Consider the following 26,217-nt stretch of genomic DNA (forward strand, 5'->3'; position numbering starts at 1 on the left):
ACGGTTTGAGTAAATGCCCAAGCGTACAGATATTAAAAGCATCCTGATCATCGGCGCCGGTCCCATCGTGATCGGTCAGGCCTGTGAGTTCGACTACTCCGGCGCCCAGGCCTGCAAGGCGCTGCGCGAGGAGGGGTTCCGGGTGATCCTGGTCAATTCCAATCCCGCCACCATCATGACCGATCCGGAGATGGCGGATGCCACTTACATCGAGCCGATCACCTGGGAGGTAGTGGCGCGCATCATCGAGAAGGAGCAGCCGGACGCGCTGCTGCCCACCATGGGTGGCCAGACCGCGCTCAACTGCGCGCTCGACCTGGTTCGTGAGGGGGTGCTGGAGAAACACGGCGTGGAGATGATCGGCGCTTCCCGCGAGGCGATCGACAAGGCCGAGGACCGTGATCTGTTCCGCCAGGCGATGCGCAAGATCGGCCTCGACATGCCCCGTTCCGGTATCGCCCACAGCATGGAAGAGGCGCACCAGGTGCAGGCCAGCATCGGCTATCCGGCGATCATCCGTCCCTCCTTCACCATGGGCGGCAGTGGTGGTGGCATAGCCTACAACCCGGAGGAATTTATCGAGATCTGCGAGCGCGGTCTCGATCTCTCACCCACTAGCGAACTGCTGATCGAGGAGTCGATCCTCGGTTGGAAAGAGTATGAGATGGAGGTGGTGCGTGACCGCAACGACAACTGCATCATCATCTGTTCCATCGAAAACCTCGACCCGATGGGGGTGCATACCGGCGACTCGATCACTGTGGCGCCGGCCCAGACCCTGACCGACAAGGAGTACCAGATCATGCGCAACGCCTCGCTGGCGGTGTTGCGCGAGATCGGCGTCGAGACCGGTGGCTCCAACGTCCAGTTTTCCATCAACCCGGCCGACGGGCGCATGATCATCATCGAGATGAACCCGCGCGTGTCGCGCTCCTCGGCGCTTGCCTCCAAGGCCACCGGTTTCCCGATCGCCAAGGTGGCGGCCAAGCTGGCGGTGGGTTATACGCTGGACGAGCTGCAGAATGATATTACCGGCGGCGCCACTCCGGCCTCGTTTGAGCCGAGCATCGACTATGTGGTCACCAAGATACCGCGCTTCGCCTTCGAGAAGTTCCCGCTGGCCGACGATCGCCTCACCACCCAGATGAAGTCGGTGGGCGAGGTGATGGCGATCGGTCGCAGCTTCCAGGAGGCGCTGCAGAAGGCGCTGCGCGGCCTGGAGACCGGTAAATACGGCCTGTGTGAGATCGTCGATGCCGAGGCCGAGGATGTGCGCGGTACCCTGGTGCGCGAGATGCGTCTGCCCGGCCCTGAGCGCATCTGGTATCTTGCCGACGCCTTCCGCCTTGGCATGGATCTGGACGAGGTGCATGAGCACAGCCGGGTCGACCCCTGGTTCCTGGTGCAGATCGAGGAGCTGGTGAATCTGGAACGCGAGGTCGCCGGTCAGGGCATCGAGGCGCTGGATGCTGATCGCCTGCGCTACCTTAAGCGCAAGGGCTTTGCTGACAAGCGGCTTGCCATGCTCACCGGCAGCAGCGAGTCAGAGATCCGCGAGCGTCGCCATCAGGCTGGAGTTCGACCTGTGTTCAAGCGAGTCGACACCTGCGCCGCCGAGTTTGCCACCAGCACTGCCTACATGTACTCCACCTATGAAGAGGAGTGCGAGGCGATGCCCAGCGACAGGCAGAAGATTATGGTGCTGGGCGGTGGGCCCAACCGTATCGGCCAGGGCATCGAGTTCGACTACTGTTGCGTACATGCGGCGTTTGCGATGCGCGAGGATGGTTACGAGACTATCATGGTCAACTGTAACCCGGAGACCGTCTCCACCGACTACGACACCTCCGACCGTCTCTACTTCGAGCCGCTGACTCTGGAGGATGTGCTGGAGGTGATCGACAAGGAGCAGCCGGTTGGCGTGATCGTGCAGTATGGCGGCCAGACCCCGCTCAAGCTGGCGCAGGATCTGGAAGCGGCTGGCGCACCGATCATCGGTACCAGCCCCGACTCCATCGACCTGGCGGAAGATCGTGAGCGCTTCCAGAAGCTGGTGGAGAAGCTGGACCTGAAGCAGCCGCCGAACCGTACCGCCACTGAGGCGGAGCAGGCGGTGCAGCTGGCTGAGGAGATCGGCTACCCACTGGTGGTGCGCCCCTCCTATGTGTTGGGCGGGCGCGCGATGGAGATCGTCTACGGCGAGGAGGATCTGCGTCGCTACATGCGCGAGGCGGTGAGTGTCTCCAACGACTCGCCGGTGCTGCTCGATCGCTTCCTCGACGATGCCATCGAGGTCGATATCGATGCCATCTGCGACGGTAAGGATGTGTTGATCGGTAGCATCATGGAGCATATCGAACAGGCCGGCGTACACTCTGGCGACTCCGCCTGCTCACTGCCGCCCTACACCCTGTCGCCCTCGGTCCAGGATCGAATGCGCGAGCAGATCCGCCAGATGGCACTGGAGCTGAAGGTGATTGGTCTGATGAACACCCAGTTCGCGATCAAGGACGATGAGATCTACCTGCTGGAGGTCAACCCGCGCGCCTCACGTACCGTGCCCTTTGTCTCCAAGGCGACCGGGGTGCCGCTGGCCAAGGTGGCGGCGCGCTGCATGGCCGGCACCAGTCTTGCCGAGCAGGGTTTCACCAAAGAGGTGATCCCGGAGAACTACTTCGTCAAGGAGGCGGTCTTCCCCTTCGTCAAGTTCCCCGGCGTCGATACCGTGCTGGGGCCGGAGATGAAGTCTACCGGCGAGGTGATGGGAGTCGGCAAGAGCTTTGGTGAGGCCTACAATAAGGCGATCCTCGGTGGTGGCTCAGCGTTGCCGCAAGGTGGCAAGGCGCTGATCAGCGTGCGTGATGCAGATAAGGTACGGGCGGTGCGAGTCGCCAAGGACCTGCACGAGCTGGGCTTTGAACTCTGTGCCACCGGTGGCACTGCCAAAGCGATCAACGTGGCCGATATCCCCTGCGAACGGGTCAACAAGGTGAAAGAGGGGCGTCCGCACATTGTGGACATGATCAAGAATCGCGAGATCTCCTTCATCGTCAATACCACCGAGGGGGCCAAGGCGATTGCAGATTCGGCTGAGATCCGTCGTGCTGCACTGCAGCACAAGGTGAGTTATACCACCACCATCTCAGGCGCTGAGGCGACCTGTCTGGCACTGAAACAGTTGGACGCGGTGAGTGTGAACCGCTTGCAGGATCTGCATAGCTGATCCCCTTTATTGCATGAGTGTGACATATGAATAAAGTACCGTTGACCGCCCGGGGTGCGAACAAGCTCCAGGAAGAGTTGCAAGAGTTAAAGAGTGTGGCGCGGCCGCAGGTGATCAAGGCGATCGCCGAGGCGCGTGCGCATGGTGACCTGAAAGAGAACGCCGAGTATCACGCGGCCCGTGAGCAGCAGAGTTTCATCGAAGGCCGTATCAAGGATATCGAAGGCAAGCTCTCACATGCCCAGATCATCGATGTCACTACCATCAACGCCAACGGTAAGGTGGTGTTTGGCGCTACCGTGGATGTGATAGAGCTGGATAATAATGAGGAGCATACCTTCCAGATCGTTGGTGACGACGAGGCCGACATCAAGAGCGGCCTGATCTCGGTCAGCTCGCCGATCGCCCGCGCCCTGATCGGCAAAGCGGAGGGCGACGAGGTCAATCTGGAGACCCCCGGCGGCCTGCGCGAGTTCGAGGTGCTGGAGATTCGTTACGAGTAGCTAGCGGACCAGGGCCGGCCCCGCCCAGGCATGAAAAGACCGGGTTGTCGCTCAGACGATGATCCGGTTTTTCTTTTTCTCGGGGTTGGCGCGGTAGAAGATCGCCACCCGGCCGATGATCTGCACCAGTGCAGCGCCGCTCTGTTCGGTGATCGCGCTGCTGAGTTGTTCCCGCTCCGCCTTGTCGGCGCCGGCCAGCTTGACCTTGATCAGCTCGTGGTGGCTCAGGGCGAGTTCAATCTCGCTCATCACGTTTTCGCTCAGGCCATGCTGGCCGATGATGACAACCGGTTTGAGATGGTGGGCGAGCTGTTTTAGTTTGCGATTCTGTTGAGTGCTTAAGGCCATCTGGGCATTTCCTGGTGCAAAAGGTGGCGAATTTTATCCCAGTAGTCCGGCAAAGTCAGATTATTTCCATGAATCAGAGGCGGTTATTGGCCGTGGGTCGTTATGAAAAAAAGCAAGAGCAGCCGCAGGTGGCTCGATCGGCACTTCAATGATGAGTATGTAAAGCGCGCGCAGAAACTGGGGTATCGTTCACGTGCGGTCTTCAAGCTACTGGAAATTCAGGAGAAAGGCCGCCTGATCAAGCCGGGCATGCGGGTCGTGGACCTGGGTGCGGCGCCGGGTGGTTGGTCACAAGTGGCGCGTGATTTGGTGGGGGAGAAGGGCAGAGTGGTCGCCCTGGATATCCTCGAGATGGACCCGATTGCCGGTGTCACCATCATTCAGGGTGATTTCCGAGAGGAGGGGCCGCTCGCGCAGCTGCGTGAGCAGCTCGCCGGCGAGCCGGTGGACCTTGTAATTTCCGATATGGCGCCCAATGTTACGGGTATGGTCACTGTGGATCAGCCGCGCTCTATGTATTTGTGCGAACTGGCGCTCGATTTTGCCAAGGAGGTGCTGCGACCTGGGGGTGGCTTCGTGGTAAAGGTGTTCCAGGGAGAGGGTTTTGACGACTATCTGCGCGAGATGCGACAGGCCTTTGGCCGGGTGGTGAGCCGCAAACCCCGCTCGTCTCGGGCCAAAAGCCGCGAGATTTACCTGGTAGCCGGGAACTTCAAGTTATAGTACGGTACCAAGCTGCCTGTAAGCCGGCGTTTCCTGATCAGCAGGGGCGAGCCAGAAGACTCTTTAAAAGAGGGATAAGACGTTTGAACGAAATGGCAAAGAATCTGATTCTCTGGGTGGTGATCGCCGTCGTCCTGATGACGATTTTCAATAACTTCAGCACCACTCAGACCAAGCCTCAGCAGATGGCCTATTCGGAGTTCATCAGCAAGGTCAAGGCCGGCTCGGTGAAAGAGGTCACCATCAGTGGCCGCAACATCGATGGCACGCTGCACGACGGCAAGCACTTCTCCACCTACAGCCCGGGTGATGACGGCCTGATCAGCGATCTGCTCAACGGCCAGGTGGAGATCGAAGCGACTCCGCCGGAGAAGCCCTCGCTGTTGATGAACATCCTGATCAACTGGTTTCCTCTGTTCGTTTTGATCGGACTGTGGATCTTCTTCATGCGCCAGATGCAGGGCGGCGGCGGTGGTCGCGGCGCCATGTCGTTTGGCAAGAGCAAGGCGCGTATGCTCGGTGAGGACCAGATCAAGGTCTCCTTCAGCGATGTGGCCGGCGTGGAGGAGGCCAAGGAGGAGGTCACCGAGATGGTCGACTTCCTGCGCGACCCCTCCAAGTTTCAGAAGCTCGGCGGCAAGATCCCCAAGGGAGTGTTGATGGTCGGCTCGCCGGGTACCGGTAAGACGCTGCTGGCCCGGGCCATCGCCGGCGAGGCCAAGGTGCCGTTTTTCACCATCTCTGGTTCCGATTTCGTGGAGATGTTCGTGGGTGTAGGCGCCTCTCGGGTGCGCGATATGTTTGAGCAGGCGAAGAAGCATGCGCCCTGCATCATCTTCATCGATGAGATCGATGCGGTCGGTCGCCATCGTGGGGCCGGCCTGGGTGGTGGTCATGACGAACGTGAGCAGACCCTCAACCAGCTGTTGGTGGAGATGGATGGCTTCGAGGGCAACGAGGGCGTGATCGTGATCGCCGCGACCAACCGTCCCGACGTGCTCGACCCGGCGTTGCTGCGTCCCGGTCGTTTCGACCGCCAGGTGGTGGTGCCGTTGCCCGATGTGCGCGGTCGCGAGCAGATCCTCAAAGTCCACCTGCGCAAGGTGGCGGCAGGAGACGATGTCAAAGCATCGATCATCGCCCGCGGTACCCCCGGCTTCTCCGGCGCCGATCTGGCTAACCTGGTCAACGAGGCGGCGCTGTTCGCCGCCCGTGCCAACATGAAGATGGTCGGCATGGCGGAGATGGAGAAGGCCAAGGATAAGATCATGATGGGCGCCGAGCGGCGCAGCATGGTGATGAGCGACGAGGAGAAGAGTCTTACCGCCTACCATGAGGCGGGTCACGCCATCGTCGGTCGGCTGGTGCCCTCCCACGACCCGGTCTACAAGGTCAGTATCATCCCGCGCGGCCGCACTCTGGGTGTGACCATGTTTCTGCCGGAGGAGGATCGCTACAGCATGAGCAAGGAGCATCTGGAAAGCCAGATCTCCAGCCTGTTCGGCGGTCGTATTGCCGAGGAGCTAACCTTCGGTCCTGACAAGGTGACCACCGGCGCGCAGAACGACATCGAGCGCGCCACCGAGATTGCCCGCAGCATGGTGACCAAGTGGGGACTCTCCTCGCGGCTTGGTCCGCTGACCTACGGTGAGGAGGAGGGTGAAGTCTTTCTCGGTCGTTCGGTGACCCAGCACAAGAATGTCTCTGATGACACCGCACATGCCATCGACGAGGAGATCCGTGGCTTTATCGACCACAACTATCAGCGTGCGGAGCGTATTCTCACCGAGAATATCGATAAGCTAAAGATGATGGCGGAGGCGCTGATCAAGTACGAGACGATCGACGCGGATCAGATCAACGACATCATGGAGGGCAGAGTGCCACGTCCACCGAAAGATTGGGACGACTCTGAATCTGATTCCACCGGCGGTGCCGCTAGTGGTAATTCGGCAGCCTCGTCCGGAGATTCATCCGATACTCTGGGTGATCCGGCAAACCAGCACTGATCCCACCCCAGTCTGCACTTGAAACTCGACTGCGCAGGCAAGCCCATCGACCTGAGTTCCGCTCAGGTCATGGGCATTCTCAATCTTACCCCCGACTCCTTCTCTGACGGCGGCCGTTTTCTGGCCGCTGATGCGGCGCTCGCGCACGCACGTCAGATGGTGGCAGAGGGGGCGGCGATCATCGATATCGGCGGCGAGTCGACCCGCCCAGGCGCCGCGTCGGTCTCCGAGCAGCAGGAGCTGGACCGGGTGATCCCGCTCATCGAGGCGCTAGCCGGTGAGATCGATCGGCCGATCTCCATCGACACCAGCAAGCCGGCGGTGATGCGCGAGGCGGTGACTGCCGGCGCCGGTCTGATCAACGATGTGATGGCGCTACGGGCGCCGGGAGCGCTCGAGACTGCGGCACGGCTGCAGGTGCCAGTCTGTCTGATGCACATGCAGGGTGAGCCGCGTAGCATGCAATCCTCCCCTCACTATCAGGATGTGGTGGCCGAGGTGGCGGCGTTTCTGCGCCAGCGGATGGCCGCCTGCGAGCAGGCTGGCATCGCTGCCGGGCAGATCCTGCTCGACCCGGGGTTTGGTTTCGGTAAGACTCTGGAGCACAATCTTGCGTTGCTAAAGGGGCTGCCAGCGCTCGCCGGATTGGGGGCGCCGCTGCTGGTGGGGATCTCACGCAAGTCGATGATCGGTGCGCTACTTGATGATGCACCGGTGGGGCAGCGTCTCTACGGCAGTCTGGCGGCGGCGGTGATGGCGGTTGCCAACGGCGCTAGAGTGATCCGCAGCCACGATGTGCGGGCGACTGTAGATGCGCTCCGGGTCGCATCAGCCGTCATATAAAAAACGTATTATTCTCTGCTTGCCGTCGTAGGCGGTGGTGATCTTGCTTTTGGGCTTTCAAATTGACTTGGAACACCCTCCGGGTGTCGGCAAAAGATAAGGAGGAGAGAGTGGAGCGACGCTATTTTGGAACCGATGGTATCCGTGGTCGTCTGGGCGAGGGGGCGATCACCCCTGAGTTTGTTCTGAAGCTTGGGTGGTCGGTTGGTCGGGTGCTCGGTCAGGAGGCCAACAGTCGCGTATTGATCGGTAAAGATACCCGCCTCTCCGGCTATCTGCTGGAGTCGGCCCTGGAGGCCGGGCTTTCGGCGGCCGGTGTCAATATCCGTCTGCTGGGGCCGATGCCGACCCCCGGTATCGCTTATTTGACTCGCACTCTGCATGCCCAGGCGGGCATAGTGATCAGCGCCTCGCACAACCCCTATCAGGACAACGGCATCAAATTCTTCTCCGCGCAGGGTTGCAAGCTTCCCGATGAGGTGGAACTGGCGATCGAGGCGCAGATGGATAAGCCGATGTTCACTGTCGAGGCGGCCGATCTGGGGCGCGCCGACCGGGTGGATGATGCCGAGGGTCGCTACATCGAGTTCTGCAAGTCGACCATTCCGCTGGGTATGAGTCTGGCGGGGATGAAGATCGTGGTCGACTGTGCCCATGGTGCCACCTACAACATCGCCCCCTTCGTACTGGATGAGCTGGGCGCGGATGTGATCGCCATCGGCAATGAGCCGAATGGGCTGAATATCAACGATGGCGTCGGCTCGACCCACCCGGAATATCTCAGCCAGGCAGTGCTCGATAACCAGGCTGATCTGGGTATCGCGCTGGATGGTGATGGTGACCGGCTGATCATGGTCGATGACGAGGGTACGGAGGTCGATGGTGATGAGATCCTCTACATTATCGCCTGCTCGCGGCTGCGCGAAGGTATGCTCAAAGGGGCCGTGGTCGGTACCCTGATGAGCAATCTTGGTCTGGAAAATGCCCTGAAGGATCAAGGCGTGGTGTTCGAGCGGACCAACGTGGGTGATCGCTACATCATGGAGAAGCTGAAGAAGAAGGGTTGGCTGCTGGGCGGCGAGCAGTCGGGGCATATCATCTGCCTTGATCGCACCACGACCGGTGATGGTATCGTCTCGGCGCTGCAGGTGCTGGCGGAGATCAAACAGACTGGCCGGTCGTTGCGTGAGCTGGCATCCGGTATGGGTAAATACCCGCAGACGCTGATCAATGTGCGCCTGGGCGAACGCCCGGCGGCCGAGGTGATGGGCTCGGAGACGATCGAGCGGAGTGTGCGAGAGGTCGAGGTGGAGCTGGGCAAGCGGGGTCGGGTGCTGCTGCGGCCCTCAGGTACCGAGCCGCTGATCCGCGTGATGTTGGAGGGCCAGGACGAGCAGCAGATCCTCGATCTGGGGCAGCGGCTGGCTGATGTGGTGCGGGAGTCGGCCTGAATCTTGTCGGAGTCCCCATGGCTGGTCGGAGGGTGTTTGGCAACATAGCTCAGGCCCGAAACAGGCTTGAAAAAAGCCGTTTCGTCGTTGATTTTGCAGGCGCTGGGCTGTAAGCTAGCGCGCCTTATTCAGTAGCAGGAGTTCAGGAAGATGCGTAAGCCTCTGGTTGCAGGCAACTGGAAAATGAACGGTTCTCTGGAGAGTGTCCGGGAGCTGCTCGAAGGCCTCAAGTCGGGTATCGATGCCGTGAGCAATGCTGAGGTGGCGGTCTGCCCGCCCTACGTCTTTATTCCTGAGGTTCAGAAGTTGCTGGATGGCAGCGCCATCAGCTGGGGTGGTCAGGATCTCTCTGTCGAGGTCTTTGGCGCCTATACTGGTGAGATTGCCGGTTCCATGCTGAATGACTTTGGCTGCAAGTATGCGATCGTCGGTCACTCCGAGCGCCGTAGCTATCACGGCGAAAGCGACGAGCTGGTGGCGAAGAAGTTCGCCGCCGCGCGCGCTGGCGGTCTGGTGCCGATCCTCTGTGTCGGTGAGACCCTTGAGGAGCGTGAGCAGGGCATCACCGAGGATGTTTGCGCACGTCAGCTCGATGCGGTCATCGATCTGGTGGGCGTGGATGGACTGGCATGTGGCGTGATCGCCTATGAGCCGGTCTGGGCAATCGGCACCGGCAAGACGGCGACTCCTGAGCAGGCGCAGGATGTGCATGCCTTTATCCGCGGACGGATCGCGGAGAAGAGTGCCGAGGTTGCCGAGGGTATGCGGATCCTCTACGGTGGCTCGATGAAGCCTGGTAATGCCAAAGAGTTGATTGGCAAGCCGGATATCGATGGTGGTCTGATCGGTGGTGCGTCCTTGGTTGCCGAGGATTTTCTGGGTATTTGCACCGCTGCCAATTAAGTGTTGCGGTAACGACGAATCAAATAATGCAGACGATACTGGTAGTTTTTCATTTGTTTCTTGCCATCGGCCTGATAGGGCTGGTGCTGATGCAGCATGGCAAGGGCGCGGATGCGGGTGCCGCCTTTGGTAGTGGAGCCTCTGCCACTGTGTTTGGCGCACAGGGTTCGGCATCCTTCCTCTCCAGGGCGACAGCGCTGCTGGCGGCGCTGTTTTTTATTACCAGTATCGCGCTGGCCGTTTTTGCCAGCCAGAAACGCGAGCCTGAGGGTTTGATGGATGCGGTTGGTGATGCGCCGGCAGCGGTTATCGAGCAGCAGGAGAGTGCCTCAGATCTGCCAGTGGTGGCTGCGCCTGCAGCGCCTGAAGCAGATGTTCCTGTGCCCGCGGCGCTTGAAGCAGATGTTCCTAAGCCTGCAGGGGGCGAGTAAGACAAAATTTGCCGATGTGGTGGAATTGGTAGACACGCTATCTTGAGGGGGTAGTGGCGTAAGCCGTGCCGGTTCAAATCCGGCCATCGGCACCATCTCTGAACGGTATCATCGGAGTCTCGGTGACACCGTTTTTTTATGCCAGCAAAAGCGGTATAACTAATTGATATTAAAGAAAATATATAAAGTGACTAGCTTGACAGAGGGGGGTGTCTGCTTTAGACTTTTCGCCCCAGATAGTTCGTGCAAAACGAAAGGCTGATCGTCCGGAGGGGGCGGCATAATAATGCTAGAAAACTATTTGCCCATCCTGATCTTTGTTGGGGTGGCGATCGTGATAGGGGCTGTGGTTATCGGTATGGGTTTCCTGTTGGGAACGCGCAAGCCCGATAGCGAGAAGCTGTCACCCTATGAGTGTGGTTTCGAGGCCTTTGAAGATGGGCGCATGAAGTTTGATGTGCGTTTTTATCTGGTGGCGATCCTCTTCATAATCTTCGATCTGGAGATTGCCTTCCTATTCCCCTGGGCTGTGGTGCTGGAGAAGATCGGCATGGTCGGCTACCTGGCGATGATGCTGTTTCTCGGTATCCTGGTCATCGGCTTCATCTATGAATGGAAGAAGGGAGCGCTCGAGTGGGAATAGAAGGCATCCTTGAAGAGGGCGTGATCACCACGACAGCCGATAAGCTGATCAACTGGGCGCGTACCGGATCGCTCTGGCCAATGACGTTTGGCCTCGCCTGCTGTGCGGTAGAGATGATGCATGCGGCTGCAGCCCGTTACGATATGGATCGCTTTGGCATCGTATTTCGCCCCAGTCCCCGTCAGTCTGACGTGATGATCGTTGCCGGTACTCTAGTCAACAAGATGGCGCCGGCGCTGCGCAAGGTCTACGACCAGATGGCCGAGCCGCGTTGGGTGATCTCCATGGGTTCCTGTGCCAACGGTGGTGGCTACTATCATTACTCCTACGCGGTGGTGCGTGGCTGCGACCGCGTGGTGCCGGTGGATATTTACGTGCCTGGCTGTCCGCCCACCGCGGAGGCGCTGCTGTACGGGATAATCCAGTTGCAGGATAAGATTCGGCGTACCTGTACGATCGCCCGCTAGGTGGAGAGGATATGAGTTCTAACGAGCAATCACCGATGCAGCTGCGCCTCCAAGGATTGGTTGGGGATCTCGAGGAGCGTTTCTCCGCGCTGGGATGCGACGTCGTGCATACCCTTGGTGAGGTGACAATGCGGGTGCCGCGGCAACGGCTGCTCGAAGTTGCCGTTGCGCTGCGTGACGAAGATGTATTTCGTTTCGAAGAGGTCATCGACGTCTGTGGTGTCGACTACTCGACTTACGGTCAGGGCGAATGGCAGACCGAGCAGGCCTCAGCGCAGGGTTTTGGGCGCGGTGTCCAGCGGGATGCGGAGCTTCAGTTAGATGCCGAGGAACGTTTCGCCGTTGTCTACCATCTGCTTTCGGTGACCAATAACATGCGGCTGCGGCTGCGCGTGTTTGGTGATACTGGGCAGCCCGTGGTGCCTTCTGTGGTCGAGGTATGGCGAGGCGCTGACTGGTTCGAACGCGAGGCCTTCGATCTCTATGGCATCCTCTTCGATGGACATCCCGATCTGCGTCGCATCCTCACCGACTACGGTTTTATCGGCCATCCGTTCCGTAAAGATTTTCCTCTCATTGGTCAGGTCGAGATGCGTTACGACCCCGAGCAGCAGCGTGTTATCTACGAGCCGGTGAGTATCGAGTCACGCACCCTGGTGCCCCGCGTGGTTCGCAACAGCAACAGCAGCAGCGCTGCCGGTGAATCGCCTGAACAGCAGGACTCCGCTGATGCCTGAGATTCGCAACTACACCCTGAACTTTGGTCCCCAGCACCCGGCTGCCCACGGCGTATTGCGCCTGGTGCTGGAGATGGACGGCGAGGTGATCGAGCGCGCCGATCCGCACATTGGTCTACTGCATCGCGCCACCGAGAAGCTGGCAGAGTCCAAGCCCTATAACCAAAGCATTCCCTACATGGACCGCCTCGACTACGTCTCGATGATGTGTAACGAGCACGGCTATGTGCTGGCCATCGAGAAGTTGCTGGGGGTGGAGGTGCCACTGCGTGCGCAGTATATCCGCACCATGTTCGACGAGATTACCCGCATCCTCAACCATCTGATGTGGCTCGGCACCCATGCGCTCGATGTTGGCGCGATGACGGTCTTCCTCTACGCCTTTCGTGAACGTGAGGATCTGATGGACTGCTACGAGGCGGTCTCCGGCGCGCGTATGCACGCCGCCTACTATCGCCCGGGTGGCGTCTATCGCGATCTACCGGATCAGATGCCGCAGTACCAGCAGAGTCAGTGGACCACCGGCCGCGACGTGGGCCGGCGCAATGAGGCTCGGCAGGGTTCGCTGCTCGACTTCATCGGGGATTTCGCCGATCGCTTCCCAGCCCTGGTCGACGAGTATGAGACCCTGTTGACCGACAACCGGATCTGGAAACAGCGCACCGTCGGGATTGGTGTGGTCTCGCCGGAACGGGCGCTGCAGTTGGGTTTTACGGGGCCGATGCTGCGCGGTTCAGGAGTTGAGTGGGATCTGCGCAAGAAGCAGTCCTACGCCGCCTACGATAAGGTCGATTTCGATATCCCGGTGGGTGTCACCGGCGATAGCTATGACCGTTATCTGGTGCGCATCGAAGAGTTGCGCCAGTCCAACCGTATCATCAAGCAGTGCGTCGAATGGCTGCGCAACAACCCGGGGCCGGTGATGGTCGACGATCACAAGATTGCGCCGCCGAGCCGGTCTGACATGAAGGGCGATATGGAGGGGTTGATCCACCACTTCAAGCTATTCAGCGAAGGCTATTGCCCACCAGCCGGTGAAGTCTACGCTGCGGTGGAGGCACCCAAAGGCGAATTCGGCTGTTACATCATTTCTGACGGTGCCAATAAGCCCTACCGTCTGAAGATTCGTGCGCCGGGTTTTGCCCACCTCGCCGCGATGGATGAGATGGTTAAGGGGCATATGCTTGCGGATGTGGTGGCTGTGATCGGCACCATGGACGTGGTCTTTGGTGAGATCGACCGCTAGAGCTGTGAAATGAGCACGACAGAAGCAAACAACAAAGTGGAACTCTTCTCCTCTGAGGTGCGAGAAGAGATCGACCGTTGGGTAGCAAAATACCCGGCGGAGTGGAGGCAGTCTGCAGTGATGGCCGCACTGCGTATCGTCCAGGACGCCAATGGCGGCTGGCTGACCACTGCGCTGATGGACGACGTGGCTGCCTATCTCGATATGGCGCCGATTGCGGTCTACGAGGTGGCGACTTTCTACTCGATGTATGAGCTGAAACCGGTCGGCAAGCATAAGATCTGCATCTGCACCAACGTCTCCTGCATGATCAACAACTCCGATCGCATCGTCGAGCATCTGGAGAAACGTCTCGGCATCGGTCTCGGGCAGACCACTGAAGATGGCCGCTTCACTCTGAAAGAGGTGGAGTGCCTGGGTGCCTGCGGTGGCGCACCGATGATGCAGATCGGACGACAGTATTACGAAAACCTTACCCCCGAGATCGTCGATTCGATCCTCGATGGGCTGGAGTAGGCGGATGGCGAACGAAGTCTGTTTACGTAACCTCGATCAGGAGCGTCCCTGGCTACTGGAGCAGTACCAGAGCCGTGGCGGCTATGAGGTACTGAAGAAGATCCTCAAAGAGAAGACACCGCCCGAACAGCTCATCGAAGAGGTAAAGCAATCCGGTCTGCGCGGCCGTGGCGGCGCGGGCTTTCCCACCGGTCTGAAGTGGAGCTTTATCACCCGCAACGCACCGGGTCAGAAATATGTGGTTTGCAACTCGGACGAGGGCGAGCCAGGTACCTTCAAGGATCGCGACATCCTGCGCTACAACCCGCATCAGCTGATCGAGGGCATGATCATCGCCGGCTACTGCATCGGCGCTACCTGCGGCTACAATTACATCCGAGGTGAGTTCTGGGAACCTTACGAACGTTTCGAGGCGGCCCTGGAAGAGGCCCGCGCAGCCGGCTTGCTCGGTGAGGATCTGTTCGGTTCCGGCTTTGACTTTGAACTGCACGCCCACCTTGGCGCGGGTGCCTACGTCTGCGGTGAGGAGACCGCGCTGCTCGAGTCGATCGAGGGTAAAAAGGGGCAGCCGCGCTTCAAGCCGCCGTTTCCGGCCCACTTTGGTCTCTACGGCCGACCCACCATCATCAACAATACCGAATCCCTCGCCTCGATCCCGATGATCCTGGAGAAGGGCGGTAAGTGGTTCGCTGACGTGGGCGTAAAGAACAGCGGCGGTTCCAAACTCTTCTCCATCTCCGGCAATCTGAACAACCCCGGTGTGTTCGAGATCCCCATGGGCACCCCCTTCTCTGAGCTGTTGGAGATGGCCGGTGGCATGAAGGATGGGCGCAAGATCAAGGCGGTGATCCCCGGCGGTTCCTCCTCGCCGGTCATCCCCGGCGAGATGATGATGGATCTGACCATGGACTACGATGCCATCGCCAACGCCGGTTCGATGTTGGGCTCAGGCGCGGTAATCGTGCTCGACGACACCAACTGCATGGTCAGGGTGCTGGAACGCATGTCCTACTTCTACCATGAAGAGTCCTGCGGTCAGTGCACCCCCTGCCGGGAAGGCACCGGCTGGCTCTATCGAGTGGTGAGCCGGATCGAGAACGGCAAGGGTTGCCAGGAGGATCTGGATCTGCTGGATGATGTGGCTGCGAAGATCGCCGGACGCACCATCTGCGCCTTGGGCGATGCGGCAGCAATGCCGGTGCAGGGCATGCTCAAGTACTTCCGGGATGAATTCCAATACCACATCGATCATCAGAGATGCATGGTCGGTAATGGCCAGACTCAGTAAAGGGACGAAGCACGCCAATGACTGAGGAATCCATGGTAACCATCGAGGTGAACGGCCAGCCGCTGCAGGTGAAGCCCGGCGCGATGCTCATCGAAGTCACCGATGAGGCAGGCATCAGCATCCCTCGATTCTGTTATCACAAAAAACTGTCGATCTCCGCCAACTGCCGCCAGTGTCTGGTGGAGGTGGAAAACGCCCCCAAGCCGATGCCAGCTTGCGCCACGCCGGTAATGGATGGCATGAAGGTGCAGACCCGCTCGCCCAAGGCGCTGGCAGCGCAGAAGGGCACCATGGAGTTTCTGCTGATCAACCATCCGCTCGATTGCCCAATTTGTGACCAGGGTGGTGAGTGTGAGCTGCAGGACGTGGCGATGGGCTACGGCAGTGATGTCTCCCGCTTTGCCGAGGGCAAGCGGGTGGTGCCGCAGAAGGATATTGGTCCGCTGATCGCCACCGATATGACCCGCTGCATCCACTGTACGCGCTGTGTGCGCTTCGGTGACGAGATCGCCGGCATCCGCGAACTGGGTGCCACCGGTCGCGGTGAGCACATGGTGATCGGTACCTATGTGGCGAAGACTGTCGATTCGGAGCTCTCCGGTAACATCATCGATCTCTGCCCGGTGGGCGCGCTGACCTCCAAACCCTTTCGCTTCTCCGCCCGCGCTTGGGAATTGGTCCAAGTCGAAGGCATCGCACCCCACGACGCAGTGGGTTCCAATATCAACCTGCATCTGCGTGGTAACCGCGTGATGCGGGTCCATCCGCGCGACAACGAGTCGATCAACGAGAGTTGGATCTCCGATCGCGACCGCTTCAGCTACGAAGGGCTGAACAGCGACAATCGCCTTACCAGCCCGATGGTGAAGAAGAATGGCGAGTGGCAGGAGAGCAGCTGGGAGATGGCGCTGGAGATGGCGGCCGCGGGCCTGCGTGAGGTGGGCAGTGGCGATCAGATCGGCAGCCTAGTGTCGCCCACATCGACGCTTGAAGAGCTCTACCTGGCGCAGAAGATCACTCGTGGTCTCGGCAGCAATCATATCGACCACCGCCTGCGCCAGGGCGATTTCCGCCTGGATGGCGCCGAGCCTGAACTGGCTTGGCTGGGCATGCCGATCGCTGATCTTGAACAGCTCGATGCGGCGCTGCTGGTCGGCTGCAATCTACGTAAAGAACAACCGATTCTCGGGCACCGCCTGCGCAAGGCGGTGTTGGATGGGGCGGATATCCGCTACATCACGCCGCTGCAGTTGGACCTGAACTATGTCGCCGAGCAACAGGTCTGCAGCCCGGCAGAGATGGTCAGTAGGCTGGCGGCTATCGCCGGTGCGCTGGGTGCCTCCACGGATGGCGCTCTGGGCAAGTTGATCAAGGCTGCCAAGGCGGATGAGGCTGCCAAGGCTGCAGCGAACGCCCTGAAGCAGGCCAACAATGCATGCGTAATGTTGGGCGCCCTGGCCTCGGCGCATCCCGACTACTCCATCCTCTGTGGACTCGCCGCGGCAGTGGCTGAAGCGGCAGCGGCGAAGCTCGCGTTGGTCCCCGCCGCCGCCAACAGTGTGGGGGCCCGGCTGGCGGGTGCGGCGCCCCATCTACTGCCCGGCGCGAAACGTGCTGCGGATTCTGGCAACGATGCGCTGAAGATGCTCAAACTGCCGCTCAAGGCCTATCTGCTGATGGGTGTGGAGCCGGCGGCAGACTGCTGGGATCCGGCTGTCGCCCAGTCAGCTCTGAAGAGCGCTGATCTGGTGGTGGCGCTGACCACCCATCGCACGGCCTCTCTCGACAGCTGTGCCGATATCCAGCTGCCGGTGGCAGCTTTCGCCGAGACCGCCGGTAGCTATGTGAATGCGGCGGGCGAGTGGCAGTCGTTCCGTGGTGCGGTCAAGCCACAGGGCGAGGCACGTCCGGCTTGGAAGGTATTGCGGGTTTTGGGCAATCTGCTTGATCTGCAGGGCTTTGACTACACCGCTTGTGAAGAGGTGCGCGACGAGCTGGCTGCAGTGTGCGACGGTGCGATCCCTGATAACCAGGTTGGCAGAGTCGAGTCGGTGGAGCTGGCAAGTGGCGGCAGTAGCCTGATGCGAGTCGGTGAGGTGCCGATCTACGCTTCTGATCTGCTGGTGCGCCAGGCCAAATCGTTGCAGCAGACCGGGGATGCCCGAGCGGCGCTGATTCGCGTGAATGGTAAGGTGGCGCGTCAGGCCGGGCTGGAGGATGGCGCCTCGGTGGTCGCTGATCAGAACGGTAACCGGGCCGAGTTGCTGTTGCAGGTGGATGAACGGGTTCCCGCTGGATGTGTCTGGATTCCAAGCGGGCTGGAGGGCACGCAGGCGCTGGGCCCACAGTTTGGCGAAGTGACCCTGGAGAAGGCGTAAGCGATGGAATTTTTTATCAGCATCTGGGAACTCCTGCCGGCGGGGTTGCAGACCCTGATCTGGACCCTGCTGAAGATCGTGGCGATCGTTGCGCCGCTGATGTTGCTGGTGGCCTACTTCACCTATGCCGAGCGCAAGATCATCGGCTACATGCAGGTGCGTGTCGGCCCCAACCGGGTCGGGCCGAAGGGCTGGCTGCAGCCGATCGCCGACGCGGTCAAGCTGATGTTCAAAGAGATCGTCATCCCGAGCAGCGCCAACAAGATCTTGTTCGTGATTGCGCCGGCGCTGTTTCTGGGGCCGGCACTGGCCGCCTGGGCGGTGTTCCCGTTCAGTGAGGAGCTGGTGCTGGCGAATATCAATGCCGGTCTGCTCTATATCCTGGCGATGACCTCGCTGGGGGTCTACGGTGTGATCATCGCCGGTTGGGCCTCCAACTCAAAATATGCCTTTCTTGGCGCAATGCGCTCCGCAGCGCAGATCGTCTCCTACGAGATCGCCATGGGCTTTGCTCTGGTGGGCGTGCTGGTGGCGGCGGGTAGCCTGAATCTGGGCGCCATCGTCAATGCCCAGCACGGCGGGCTCTTCTCCTGGTTCTGGCTGCCATTGTTGCCGCTGTTTGTGGTCTATGTAATCTCCGGCGTGGCAGAGTCGAACCGTGCGCCATTCGACGTAGCGGAGGGTGAGTCGGAGATCGTGGCGGGGTTTCATATCGACTATTCGGGCATGACGTTTGCTGCCTTCTTTCTCGCCGAGTACGCCAACATGATCCTGATCTCGGCGCTGACCGCGCTGATGTTCATGGGTGGCTGGCTCTCCCCCTTTGAAGGCTGGCCGGTGCTCGGTGCGCTGTTCGACTGGGTGCCTGGTTTTGTCTGGTTGGTGTTTAAGACCGCGTTCTTCATGTTTCTGTTTCTATGGTTGCGTGCGACCTTTCCGCGTTACCGCTATGACCAGATCATGCGGCTCGGCTGGAAAGTGTTCATCCCGATCACCATCGTCTGGATCGCAGTGGTGGGTCTGGCGGTGGTCTATCAGCTCCCCTGGTGGTTCGATTGAGAGGCTCTGACCAATGAATGCACTGACCAACTATTTCAAGAGCCTGTTCCTGCTGGAGCTGTTGCGTGGCTTGCGGCTGACCGGACGCTACCTGTTTAAGCGCAAGTTCACGGTGATGTATCCGGAGGAGAAGGCGCCAGTCTCGCCGCGCTTTCGTGGTCTGCACGCGCAACGTCGCTATGCCAGCGGCGAGGAGCGTTGTATCGCCTGCAAGCTGTGTGAGGCGACTTGTCCGGCGCTGGCGATCACTATCGAAGCTTCGCCCCGTGAGGATGGTTCGCGGCGCACCACACGCTACGACATCGATCTGTTCAAGTGCATCTTCTGCGGTTACTGTCAGGAGTCCTGCCCGGTGGACGCGATCGTCGAAACCCGCATCTACGAGTATCACTTTGAGAACCGAGAAGATGCGGTGATGACAAAACAGAAATTGCTGGCGCTGGGCGATAAGTATGAGGCCCAGCTCGCAGCAGATATCGAGGCCCAGGCGAGATATCGCTGAGCCTGGAAGATTAGCCAACCCGGTTGGATGACCCCGATGACCTTTGAAAAGATTGTCTTTTATGTTTTGGCGGCGCTCCTGATCTTTGCCGCCACGATGGTGATCACCCGGCGTAATCCGGTGCACTCGGCGCTGTTTTTGATCGTTGCGTTTGTCGCAACCAGCGGGCTCTGGCTGCTGGCGGAGGCGGAGTTTCTCGCGATGACCCTGGTGCTGGTCTACGTCGGTGCGGTGATGGTGCTGTTCCTGTTTGTGGTGATGATGCTCGATATTGAGATCGCCACCCTCCGGGCAGGCTTTATTCGCTATCTGCCGGTCGGACTGGTGATGGCAGTGGCGATGGGCGCAGAGCTGTTGCTGGTGGTGGGACCACAGAACTTTGGTCTTGAGAAGTTTGCAGCGCCTGCGCGTCATGCAGCCGACTACAGCAATACAGAGGAGCTCGGCAGCGTGCTCTACACGGTCTATATGTATCCGTTTGAGATTGCCGCGGTGATCCTGCTGGTGGCGATTATTGCTGCAATCAGACTGACCATGCGTAAACGTCCCGAGAACAAGAGCATCGATCCATCCCAACAGGTGGTGGTGAAGCGTGCTGATCGGGTGCGGATGGTGCAGATGGACGCAGAGAAGAGTTAGGAGTTGGGTCTGTGATAGCGCTTTCAGATTATCTTGTAGTGGGTGCCATCCTGTTTGCCCTGAGCATTGCAGGCATCTTCCTGAATCGTAAGAACGTGATCATCCTGCTGATGTGTATCGAGTTGATGCTGTTGGCGGTCAATATCAACTTTGTTGCCTTCTCCCATTTTCTCGGGGATAGCGCGGGTCAGGTGTTCGTCTTCTTTATCCTGACGGTGGCCGCAGCAGAGGCGGCGATCGGGTTGGCGCTGCTGGTGGTGCTGTTCCGCAGCAGGCGCAGCATCAATGTTGAGGATATGGATGCCCTGAAGGGGTAGTGTGCGGCGCGGGTGCGCGATGTCGTGCTCCGCATGAATCAGAATGGCAAGGTGCAGAGCAGATTTCTGCAAATGGGCTGTAGTGGGCGTTCGGGGAACCGTTCGACCGGGGATAGCGTAGAAAACAGACAACCATGGAAAATATATACCTCATCATAGTATTGGCTCCTCTGTTGGGCGCCATTATCGCGGGTTTCCTTGGTGGCAGTATCGGTCGCAAGGGTGCCCACTGGGTGACCACCGCGGGCGTTGGCATCGCCGCGCTGCTGTCGCTCTATACTCTGAAGCGCTTTGCGCTCGACGCTGAAGCGGTTTTCAATGGTCCGATTTACACCTGGATGGTGAGTGGCGGAATCAACATGGAGGTGGGCTTTCTGGTTGATCAGCTGACCGCCGTGATGATCAGCGTGGTGACCTTTGTCTCCTTCTGCGTGCATGTCTACACCATCGGTTACATGGCGGATGACGAGCACAACTGGCCGAAAGAGAGTCTTGCCGGGCGCAATAGCTACCAGCGTTTCTTCAGCTACATCTCGTTGTTCACCTTCTCTATGTTGATGTTGGTGATGTCCAACAACTTCATGCAGCTGTTCTTCGGCTGGGAGGCGGTGGGCCTGGTCTCCTATTTGCTGATCGGCTTCTGGTCGGTGCGTCCGACTGCAATCTTTGCCAACCTGAAGGCGTTCCTGGTCAACCGGGTGGGTGACTTTGGCTTTATTCTCGGCATTGCCGCGATTGTGATGTACTTCGGCAGTCTCGATTATCGCGAGGTGTTCGAGCTGGCGATGGATCCAAGCAAGGGCTTTGCCGACAAGCAGATCGATATCTTTGGCGGTGTCTCACTGATGTCGGCGATCGGTATCTTGCTGTTTATCGGCGCCATGGGTAAGTCGGCGCAGGTGCCGCTGCATGTCTGGCTGCCCGACTCGATGGAAGGCCCGACGCCGATCTCCGCGTTGATCCACGCTGCGACCATGGTCACTGCCGGTATCTTTATGGTGGCGCGTATGTCGCCGCTCTATGAGTTGTCCGAGACCGCGCTCAGTTTTGTGCTGGTGATCGGTGCCACCACCGCTTTCTTCACTGGCCTGATCGGCATAGTGCAGAACGATATCAAACGGGTGGTGGCCTATTCGACCCTGTCACAGCTGGGTTACATGATGGTGGCGCTGGGCGCATCGGCCTATGCCGCTGGTATCTTCCACCTGATGACTCACGCTTTCTTCAAGGCGCTGCTGTTCCTTGCCGCCGGCTCTGTGATCATCGGTATGCATCACGATCAAGATATCCGCAACATGGGTGGCATCAAGAAGTACATGCCGATCACCTACTGGACCTCGCTGATCGGTTCACTGGCGCTGATCGGTTTCCCCGGCTTCTCCGGCTTCTTCTCCAAAGATGCGATCATCGAAGCGGTGCACCACTCCAGCGTGGCGGGCGCAGGCTATGCCTATCTGCTGGTGGTGGCCGGGGTGTTTGTCACCGCGCTCTACAGCTTCCGCATGTTCTTTCTGGTGTTCCATGGCGAGGGGCCGCGTGATGAACATGCCAAAGAGCATATCCATGAGACCCCAAAGGTGGTGACGATACCGCTGATTCTGTTGGCGATCCCATCCGTTGGTCTCGGCTATCTGACTATAGAACCGATGCTGTTTGGTGACTGGTTCAGCGGTGTGCTGCATGTGTCAGCGCAGCATAATGTGCTGGCCGAAATGGGTGAGCAATTCCACGGTTCAGCAGGCTTTATCCTGCATGGCATGATGGGGCTGCCGTTCTGGTTGGCACTGGGTGGTTTTCTCACCGCCTGGTACATCTATATGAAGGATCCGTCAATTGCCGAGCGGATCAAGTCGAAGGCAGCGCCGCTCTACACTCTGCTGGATAAAAAGTACTGGTTCGATGAGGCCTATCAGCTGGTGTTTGCCGGTGGCAGCCGCCTGATCGGTAAGCTGTTCTGGTTTGTCGGTGACCGCACTTTGATCGATGGCCTGCTGGTCAACGGATCAGCGCGCAGCGTGGGCTGGATTGCCGGTGTGGTGCGGCATGTGCAGACCGGTTACCTCTATCACTATGCGATTGCCATGATTCTGGGTCTGCTGCTGATGCTGACCTGGTTCGTGATTGTATAAGAAGACGAAGGATACAAAGCATGATTGCGGATTGGCCAATCCTCAGCCTTACCGTTTGGCTGCCTATCATCGGCGGCGCCGTGGTGCTCGCCAGTGGTGATCGTGAACCTAATGCAACTCGCTGGACTGCACTGATCATTGCGCTGCTCACCTTTATCGTGAGTCTGCCACTCTGGTTCGGCTTCGATAGCTCGACCGCCGAGATGCAGTTTGTCGAGCGCGCTGCCTGGATCCCTCTGCTCAATATCGAGTATTACATGGGCGTCGATGGCATCTCGATGCCGTTGATCGTGTTGACCACCTTCATCACCCCGCTAGTGGTGATCGCCGGTTGGGAGGTGATTCAGTACAAACCCTCACAATACATGGCGGCCTTCCTGATCATGGAGGGTGTCATGGTGGGCGTCTTCTCTGCCCTTGATGCGATGCTCTTCTATGTATTCTGGGAATCGATGCTGATTCCGATGTTCGTCATCATCGGTGTCTGGGGTGGGCCGAATCGCGTCTACGCCACCATCAAGTTTTTCCTCTACACTTTTCTTGGCTCAGTCTTCATGCTGGTCGCACTGATTTATATGTTCTTTCAGTCGGGCAGTTTCGAGATCCTCGGTTTTCATGACCTCAAGCTGGGCCTGAACGAACAGATCCTGATCTTTATCGCCTTTCTGCTGGCGTTTGCCGTGAAGGTGCCGATGTGGCCGGTCCACACCTGGTTGCCGGATGCCCATGTCGAGGCGCCCACTGGCGGTTCTGTGATCCTGGCGGCGATCATGCTGAAGATCGGAGGCTATGGCTTCCTGCGCTTCAGTCTGCCGATCACACCCGATGCCAGTCACACACTCGACTGGCTGATCATCGGTATGTCGTTGATCGCGGTGGTCTATATCGGTTTTGTTGCGCTGGTACAGCAGGACATGAAGAAGCTGATCGCCTATTCGTCGATCGCCCATATGGGGTTTGTCACCCTCGGCTTCTTCATCGTCTTCACCATATCTTCTGGTTCCAGCGATGCCTCCGGTGCAATCCTCGGTGTTGAGGGTGGCATGGTGCAGATGGTCTCCCACGGCTTTATCTCAGCGGCGATGTTCCTCTGCGTGGGGGTTCTCTACGATCGACTGCACAGCCGTGAGATCGGCGACTACGGTGGTGTGATCAACACCATGCCGGTGTTTGGCGCCTTCATGGTCTTCTTTGCCATGGCCAATGCAGGTCTGCCTGGCACCTCCGGTTTCGTCGGCGAGTTCATGGTGATTCTGGCCAGCTTCCAGGCCGACTTCTGGTATGCCTTCCTGGCGGCGACCACGCTGATCATCGGCGCGGCTTACACCTTGTGGATGGTGAAACGGGTGGTGTTCGGCACGGTCGAGAGCGAAGGTGTTGCCGGGCTGCAGGATATGAATCGCCGCGAGTTGGTCGTGCTTGGTACGCTGGCAGTGGCGGTGTTGATCCTGGGGCTCTGGCCGGCGCCGCTGGTGGAGGTGATGGACGCCTCCATCGTCAATCTCCTGCAACATATTTCGGTCTCTAAACTCTGATCGGGTAATCCGCACGGGTAGCATCAGATGCATTTTGATTTAGCCACACTGGTTCCGGTCCTGCCGGAGATTGTTATTCTGACCCTGGCCTGCGTAGTGCTGGTGGTGGATCTCTATCTTAAGGATGAGCACCGCATCGTTAGCTATGCGATCACTCAGTTTGGTCTGATTGTCGGCGCTGCGGTCGCTATAGGCGTCTCTGGCGGGGGCGTCGAGATCGTCTTCGATGGTTCCTATGTGCGTGATCCGATGGCGGACGTACTGAAGGTGGCGATCTACCTGGTCAGTCTGGTGGCCTTCCTCTATGCCAAGGACTATCTGCGCCAGCGCGGCCTGTTCAAGGGCGAGTTCTATACTTTGGGGCTGTTTGCGGTGCTTGGCATGAGCATTATGGTCTCCGCCAACAGTTTTCTGGTGGTCTATCTCGGTCTCGAGCTGCTCTCGCTCTCACTGTATGCGTTGGTCGCCTTTAATCGCGACAGCAAAGACGGCGCCGAGGCGGCGATGAAATATTTTGTGCTGGGTGCGATCGCCTCCGGGATGCTGCTCTACGGTATCTCGATGGTCTATGGCGCCACCGGCACGTTGCGTTTCGATGAGTTGGCGGTGGCCCTCAAGGGCGTTGAACCGAACAACATAGTGCTGATCTTTGGCCTGGTATTCGTGGTGATCGGTTTGGCCTTCAAGCTGGGGGCGGTGCCTTTCCATATGTGGGTGCCGGATGTCTACCAGGGCGCGCCCACCGCAGTGACCCTGTTTGTTGGCAGTGCGCCCAAGATCGCCGCCTTTGGTCTGGCGATGCGTCTGCTGGTGGATGGCATGGCCGACCTCAACGGCATGCAGGGGCTGCAGGGCGGGATGCAGGGCTGGCAGGGGATGCTGGTCATCTTGGCTGTGCTCTCGATGGGCATAGGTAACCTGGTGGCGGTGGCGCAGACCAACATCAAGCGCATGTTGGCCTATTCAACCATCTCCCATGTCGGCTTTATTCTGTTGGGTATACTTGCAGGTACCAGCGAGGGTTATACCGCGGCGATGTTCTACACTCTGGTCTATGCGATCATGTCGTTAGGCGGATTCGGTATCGTCATTGCCCTGAGTCGGCGCGGATTCGAGGCCGAGAATCTGGATGATTTCAAGGGCCTCAACCAGCGCAATCCCTGGTTCGCTGCGATGATGCTGTTGCTGATGTTCTCGATGGCCGGGGTACCGCCGACAGTCGGTTTCTTCGCTAAACTGTTCGTGCTGGATGCTGTGATCAGTGTTGATCTCACCTGGGTGGCTGTGGTAGGCGTTTTCTTCTCGATCATTGGCGCCTTCTACTATATCCGCATAATTAAGCTGATGTACTTCGACAAGCCGGTTGATGAGCACCCACTCGTTGTGGGTGCGGATACACAGATCGTACTGTCGCTGAATGGACTGGCGGTGCTGCTGCTTGGCCTGTTCCCTGCAGGATTGCTCTCGATCTGTAACAGTGCAATTGGCGGATGATTCCCGGATTGTAAAATAGTTCTGTCAACTACTGACATGAAAAGGGGGACACTACTGCTTGGGGCTAATAATTGTGAAATAGTTCTTGCCATGGGGCACCAATCGAAGTAGTATTCGCGGCGTTGATGCGGGGTGGAGCAGTCTGGTAGCTCGTCGGGCTCATAACCCGAAGGTCGTAGGTTCAAATCCTGCCCCCGCTACCACATAATAAAAAACCCCGTTTTACGGGGTTTTTTTATTTTCGACACCGATCGCCCAGGACGGCCAGAGGGAGATGCAGCGACTGCAACATGCATCTTCGGCGGTGGGTCGAAGTCAGCTGGAATGGGCCTTGAGCCCATTTTTTATTGCGGAGAATAAATGCGCTCAGCACCGGATAAACTGATTCAACTGATTCGCCAGGAGGTCGACTTGCTCGGCTATGAACTGGTGGGTGTCGAGTCGACCAGTGGCCCAAGAGGCAATCTGCTGCTGCGCATCTACATCGATCATGAGCAGGGCATCAATGTCGATGATTGCGCCCAGGTGAGTCACCAGGTGAGTGGTGTGCTCGATGTAGAGGATCCGATCAAGGAGAAGTATGACCTGGAGGTTTCCTCGCCGGGTCTCGATCGGCCGCTGTTTGAAGCGGCAGACTTTGAGCGATTCAAAGGCCAGCGGGTTCGTGTGAAAACTCGCATGAAGATAGGCAATCAGCGCCGCTTCAGCGGAACGCTGTGCGGTTTGGAAGGCAACACTATCCTGCTGGAAGAGGATGGCAAGCAGCACGCCATTCCGCTGGATGAGATAGATTCAGCCCGTTTGATACCGGAATTCTGAATTGGGTAACAACA

24 protein-coding genes and 2 tRNA genes are annotated in these 26,217 nt (G+C 58.8%); 25 read left to right on the plus strand and 1 reads right to left on the minus strand.

Annotated elements, in window-relative coordinates:
- Positions 1–13 precede the first annotated feature (13 nt).
- Entirely contained in the window at positions 14–3,223 is a 3,210-nt protein-coding gene (carB, locus tag L0Y14_RS04950; protein ID WP_006474955.1) for a carbamoyl-phosphate synthase large subunit, read from the plus strand.
- A gap of 26 nt (positions 3,224–3,249) precedes the next feature.
- Positions 3,250–3,726: a transcription elongation factor GreA gene (gene greA / locus L0Y14_RS04955; protein ID WP_005961557.1), complete on the plus strand. Its 477-nt coding sequence runs from the start codon at positions 3,250–3,252 to the stop codon at positions 3,724–3,726.
- A gap of 51 nt (positions 3,727–3,777) precedes the next feature.
- Here the strand turns inward: greA and yhbY are convergent, their stop codons facing one another.
- On the minus strand, positions 3,778–4,074 hold the full coding sequence (gene yhbY / locus L0Y14_RS04960) for a ribosome assembly RNA-binding protein YhbY (RefSeq protein ID WP_005961559.1): 297 nt from the start codon (positions 4,072–4,074) through the stop codon (positions 3,778–3,780).
- A 102-nt stretch (positions 4,075–4,176) separates the two neighbouring features.
- Here yhbY and rlmE point away from each other — a divergent pair, with 102 nt between their 5' ends.
- From rlmE to rimP, 23 genes are all read left to right on the plus strand, one after another.
- The gene (gene rlmE, locus L0Y14_RS04965) at positions 4,177–4,797 is read left to right on the plus strand and encodes a 23S rRNA (uridine(2552)-2'-O)-methyltransferase RlmE (RefSeq protein ID WP_005961561.1); all 621 of its coding nucleotides are present in this window, start codon (positions 4,177–4,179) and stop codon (positions 4,795–4,797) included.
- A 92-nt stretch (positions 4,798–4,889) separates the two neighbouring features.
- Positions 4,890–6,806, plus strand: coding sequence for an ATP-dependent zinc metalloprotease FtsH (gene ftsH, locus L0Y14_RS04970; protein WP_240991664.1), 1,917 nt, complete (start codon positions 4,890–4,892; stop codon positions 6,804–6,806).
- Between the two features lie 69 nt (positions 6,807–6,875).
- Positions 6,876–7,649 carry a dihydropteroate synthase gene (gene folP, locus L0Y14_RS04975; protein ID WP_006474954.1) on the plus strand — a complete coding sequence of 258 codons (774 nt, stop codon included), beginning with the start codon at positions 6,876–6,878 and terminating at the stop codon, positions 7,647–7,649.
- A gap of 110 nt (positions 7,650–7,759) precedes the next feature.
- Positions 7,760–9,100 (plus strand): phosphoglucosamine mutase, encoded by a 1,341-nt coding sequence (gene glmM, locus L0Y14_RS04980; protein ID WP_006474953.1) that lies wholly within the window; start codon positions 7,760–7,762, stop codon positions 9,098–9,100.
- A gap of 150 nt (positions 9,101–9,250) precedes the next feature.
- On the plus strand, positions 9,251–10,003 hold the full coding sequence (tpiA, locus tag L0Y14_RS04985) for a triose-phosphate isomerase (protein WP_006474952.1): 753 nt from the start codon (positions 9,251–9,253) through the stop codon (positions 10,001–10,003).
- A 26-nt stretch (positions 10,004–10,029) separates the two neighbouring features.
- Positions 10,030–10,434, plus strand: a complete 405-nt coding sequence (gene secG / locus L0Y14_RS04990; protein WP_006474951.1) for a preprotein translocase subunit SecG — start codon at positions 10,030–10,032, stop codon at positions 10,432–10,434.
- Positions 10,435–10,444: 10 nt separating this feature from the next.
- Positions 10,445–10,529, plus strand: a tRNA-Leu gene (locus tag L0Y14_RS04995).
- Positions 10,530–10,720: 191 nt separating this feature from the next.
- Complete coding sequence (locus L0Y14_RS05000; RefSeq protein WP_005961572.1) at positions 10,721–11,077, plus strand: NADH-quinone oxidoreductase subunit A; 357 nt, start codon at positions 10,721–10,723, stop codon at positions 11,075–11,077.
- On the plus strand, positions 11,068–11,544 hold the full coding sequence (locus L0Y14_RS05005; protein ID WP_005961574.1) for a NuoB/complex I 20 kDa subunit family protein: 477 nt from the start codon (positions 11,068–11,070) through the stop codon (positions 11,542–11,544). The genes L0Y14_RS05000 and L0Y14_RS05005 overlap by 10 nt, the downstream gene beginning before the upstream one ends.
- 35 nt (positions 11,545–11,579) lie before the next feature.
- Positions 11,580–12,281, plus strand: a complete 702-nt coding sequence (locus L0Y14_RS05010) for an NADH-quinone oxidoreductase subunit C (protein WP_240991663.1) — start codon at positions 11,580–11,582, stop codon at positions 12,279–12,281.
- The gene (locus L0Y14_RS05015; RefSeq protein WP_006474950.1) at positions 12,274–13,527 is read left to right on the plus strand and encodes an NADH-quinone oxidoreductase subunit D; all 1,254 of its coding nucleotides are present in this window, start codon (positions 12,274–12,276) and stop codon (positions 13,525–13,527) included. The genes L0Y14_RS05010 and L0Y14_RS05015 overlap by 8 nt, the downstream gene beginning before the upstream one ends.
- 9 nt (positions 13,528–13,536) lie before the next feature.
- Complete coding sequence (nuoE, locus tag L0Y14_RS05020; RefSeq protein ID WP_005961580.1) at positions 13,537–14,043, plus strand: NADH-quinone oxidoreductase subunit NuoE; 507 nt, start codon at positions 13,537–13,539, stop codon at positions 14,041–14,043.
- Positions 14,044–14,047: 4 nt separating this feature from the next.
- Complete coding sequence (gene nuoF / locus L0Y14_RS05025; protein WP_006474948.1) at positions 14,048–15,331, plus strand: NADH-quinone oxidoreductase subunit NuoF; 1,284 nt, start codon at positions 14,048–14,050, stop codon at positions 15,329–15,331.
- A 17-nt stretch (positions 15,332–15,348) separates the two neighbouring features.
- Positions 15,349–17,709 (plus strand): NADH-quinone oxidoreductase subunit NuoG, encoded by a 2,361-nt coding sequence (nuoG, locus tag L0Y14_RS05030; RefSeq protein ID WP_005961584.1) that lies wholly within the window; start codon positions 15,349–15,351, stop codon positions 17,707–17,709.
- 3 nt (positions 17,710–17,712) lie between these two features.
- A complete protein-coding gene (gene nuoH, locus L0Y14_RS05035; protein ID WP_005961586.1) occupies positions 17,713–18,768 on the plus strand; it encodes an NADH-quinone oxidoreductase subunit NuoH in 1,056 nt (351 codons plus the stop codon).
- A gap of 13 nt (positions 18,769–18,781) precedes the next feature.
- Entirely contained in the window at positions 18,782–19,270 is a 489-nt protein-coding gene (gene nuoI, locus L0Y14_RS05040; RefSeq protein ID WP_005961588.1) for an NADH-quinone oxidoreductase subunit NuoI, read from the plus strand.
- A gap of 36 nt (positions 19,271–19,306) precedes the next feature.
- Complete coding sequence (locus tag L0Y14_RS05045) at positions 19,307–19,909, plus strand: NADH-quinone oxidoreductase subunit J (RefSeq protein WP_006474946.1); 603 nt, start codon at positions 19,307–19,309, stop codon at positions 19,907–19,909.
- 11 nt (positions 19,910–19,920) lie between these two features.
- Positions 19,921–20,226, plus strand: a complete 306-nt coding sequence (gene nuoK, locus L0Y14_RS05050) for an NADH-quinone oxidoreductase subunit NuoK (protein ID WP_005961591.1) — start codon at positions 19,921–19,923, stop codon at positions 20,224–20,226.
- 134 nt (positions 20,227–20,360) lie between these two features.
- The gene (gene nuoL, locus L0Y14_RS05055) at positions 20,361–22,355 is read left to right on the plus strand and encodes an NADH-quinone oxidoreductase subunit L (RefSeq protein ID WP_006474944.1); all 1,995 of its coding nucleotides are present in this window, start codon (positions 20,361–20,363) and stop codon (positions 22,353–22,355) included.
- 20 nt (positions 22,356–22,375) lie between these two features.
- On the plus strand, positions 22,376–23,890 hold the full coding sequence (locus L0Y14_RS05060) for an NADH-quinone oxidoreductase subunit M (RefSeq protein WP_006474943.1): 1,515 nt from the start codon (positions 22,376–22,378) through the stop codon (positions 23,888–23,890).
- A gap of 27 nt (positions 23,891–23,917) precedes the next feature.
- Complete coding sequence (nuoN, locus tag L0Y14_RS05065; protein ID WP_005965025.1) at positions 23,918–25,384, plus strand: NADH-quinone oxidoreductase subunit NuoN; 1,467 nt, start codon at positions 23,918–23,920, stop codon at positions 25,382–25,384.
- Between the two features lie 126 nt (positions 25,385–25,510).
- A tRNA-Met gene (locus L0Y14_RS05070) sits at positions 25,511–25,587 on the plus strand.
- 157 nt (positions 25,588–25,744) lie between these two features.
- Positions 25,745–26,203 (plus strand): ribosome maturation factor RimP, encoded by a 459-nt coding sequence (rimP, locus tag L0Y14_RS05075; RefSeq protein WP_005965028.1) that lies wholly within the window; start codon positions 25,745–25,747, stop codon positions 26,201–26,203.
- The last annotated feature ends 14 nt before the right edge of the window (positions 26,204–26,217 follow it).

This window comes from Candidatus Endoriftia persephonae, from assembly GCF_023733635.1.
Taxonomy (GTDB): domain Bacteria; phylum Pseudomonadota; class Gammaproteobacteria; order Chromatiales; family Chromatiaceae; genus Endoriftia; species Endoriftia persephonae.

Coding starts and splice junctions, on each gene's coding strand:
- carB (WP_006474955.1), top strand. CDS start 14: ATGCCCAAGCGTACAGATATTAAAAGCATCCTGATCATCGGCGCCGGT.
- greA (WP_005961557.1), top strand. CDS start 3,250: ATGAATAAAGTACCGTTGACCGCCCGGGGTGCGAACAAGCTCCAGGAA.
- yhbY (WP_005961559.1), bottom strand. CDS start 4,074: ATGGCCTTAAGCACTCAACAGAATCGCAAACTAAAACAGCTCGCCCAC.
- rlmE (WP_005961561.1), top strand. CDS start 4,177: ATGAAAAAAAGCAAGAGCAGCCGCAGGTGGCTCGATCGGCACTTCAAT.
- ftsH (WP_240991664.1), top strand. CDS start 4,890: ATGGCAAAGAATCTGATTCTCTGGGTGGTGATCGCCGTCGTCCTGATG.
- folP (WP_006474954.1), top strand. CDS start 6,876: ATGGGCATTCTCAATCTTACCCCCGACTCCTTCTCTGACGGCGGCCGT.
- tpiA (WP_006474952.1), top strand. CDS start 9,251: ATGCGTAAGCCTCTGGTTGCAGGCAACTGGAAAATGAACGGTTCTCTG.
- secG (WP_006474951.1), top strand. CDS start 10,030: ATGCAGACGATACTGGTAGTTTTTCATTTGTTTCTTGCCATCGGCCTG.
- L0Y14_RS05000 (WP_005961572.1), top strand. CDS start 10,721: ATGCTAGAAAACTATTTGCCCATCCTGATCTTTGTTGGGGTGGCGATC.
- L0Y14_RS05010 (WP_240991663.1), top strand. CDS start 11,580: ATGCAGCTGCGCCTCCAAGGATTGGTTGGGGATCTCGAGGAGCGTTTC.
- L0Y14_RS05015 (WP_006474950.1), top strand. CDS start 12,274: ATGCCTGAGATTCGCAACTACACCCTGAACTTTGGTCCCCAGCACCCG.
- nuoE (WP_005961580.1), top strand. CDS start 13,537: ATGAGCACGACAGAAGCAAACAACAAAGTGGAACTCTTCTCCTCTGAG.
- nuoF (WP_006474948.1), top strand. CDS start 14,048: ATGGCGAACGAAGTCTGTTTACGTAACCTCGATCAGGAGCGTCCCTGG.
- nuoG (WP_005961584.1), top strand. CDS start 15,349: ATGACTGAGGAATCCATGGTAACCATCGAGGTGAACGGCCAGCCGCTG.
- nuoH (WP_005961586.1), top strand. CDS start 17,713: ATGGAATTTTTTATCAGCATCTGGGAACTCCTGCCGGCGGGGTTGCAG.
- nuoI (WP_005961588.1), top strand. CDS start 18,782: ATGAATGCACTGACCAACTATTTCAAGAGCCTGTTCCTGCTGGAGCTG.
- L0Y14_RS05045 (WP_006474946.1), top strand. CDS start 19,307: ATGACCTTTGAAAAGATTGTCTTTTATGTTTTGGCGGCGCTCCTGATC.
- nuoL (WP_006474944.1), top strand. CDS start 20,361: ATGGAAAATATATACCTCATCATAGTATTGGCTCCTCTGTTGGGCGCC.
- L0Y14_RS05060 (WP_006474943.1), top strand. CDS start 22,376: ATGATTGCGGATTGGCCAATCCTCAGCCTTACCGTTTGGCTGCCTATC.
- nuoN (WP_005965025.1), top strand. CDS start 23,918: ATGCATTTTGATTTAGCCACACTGGTTCCGGTCCTGCCGGAGATTGTT.
- rimP (WP_005965028.1), top strand. CDS start 25,745: ATGCGCTCAGCACCGGATAAACTGATTCAACTGATTCGCCAGGAGGTC.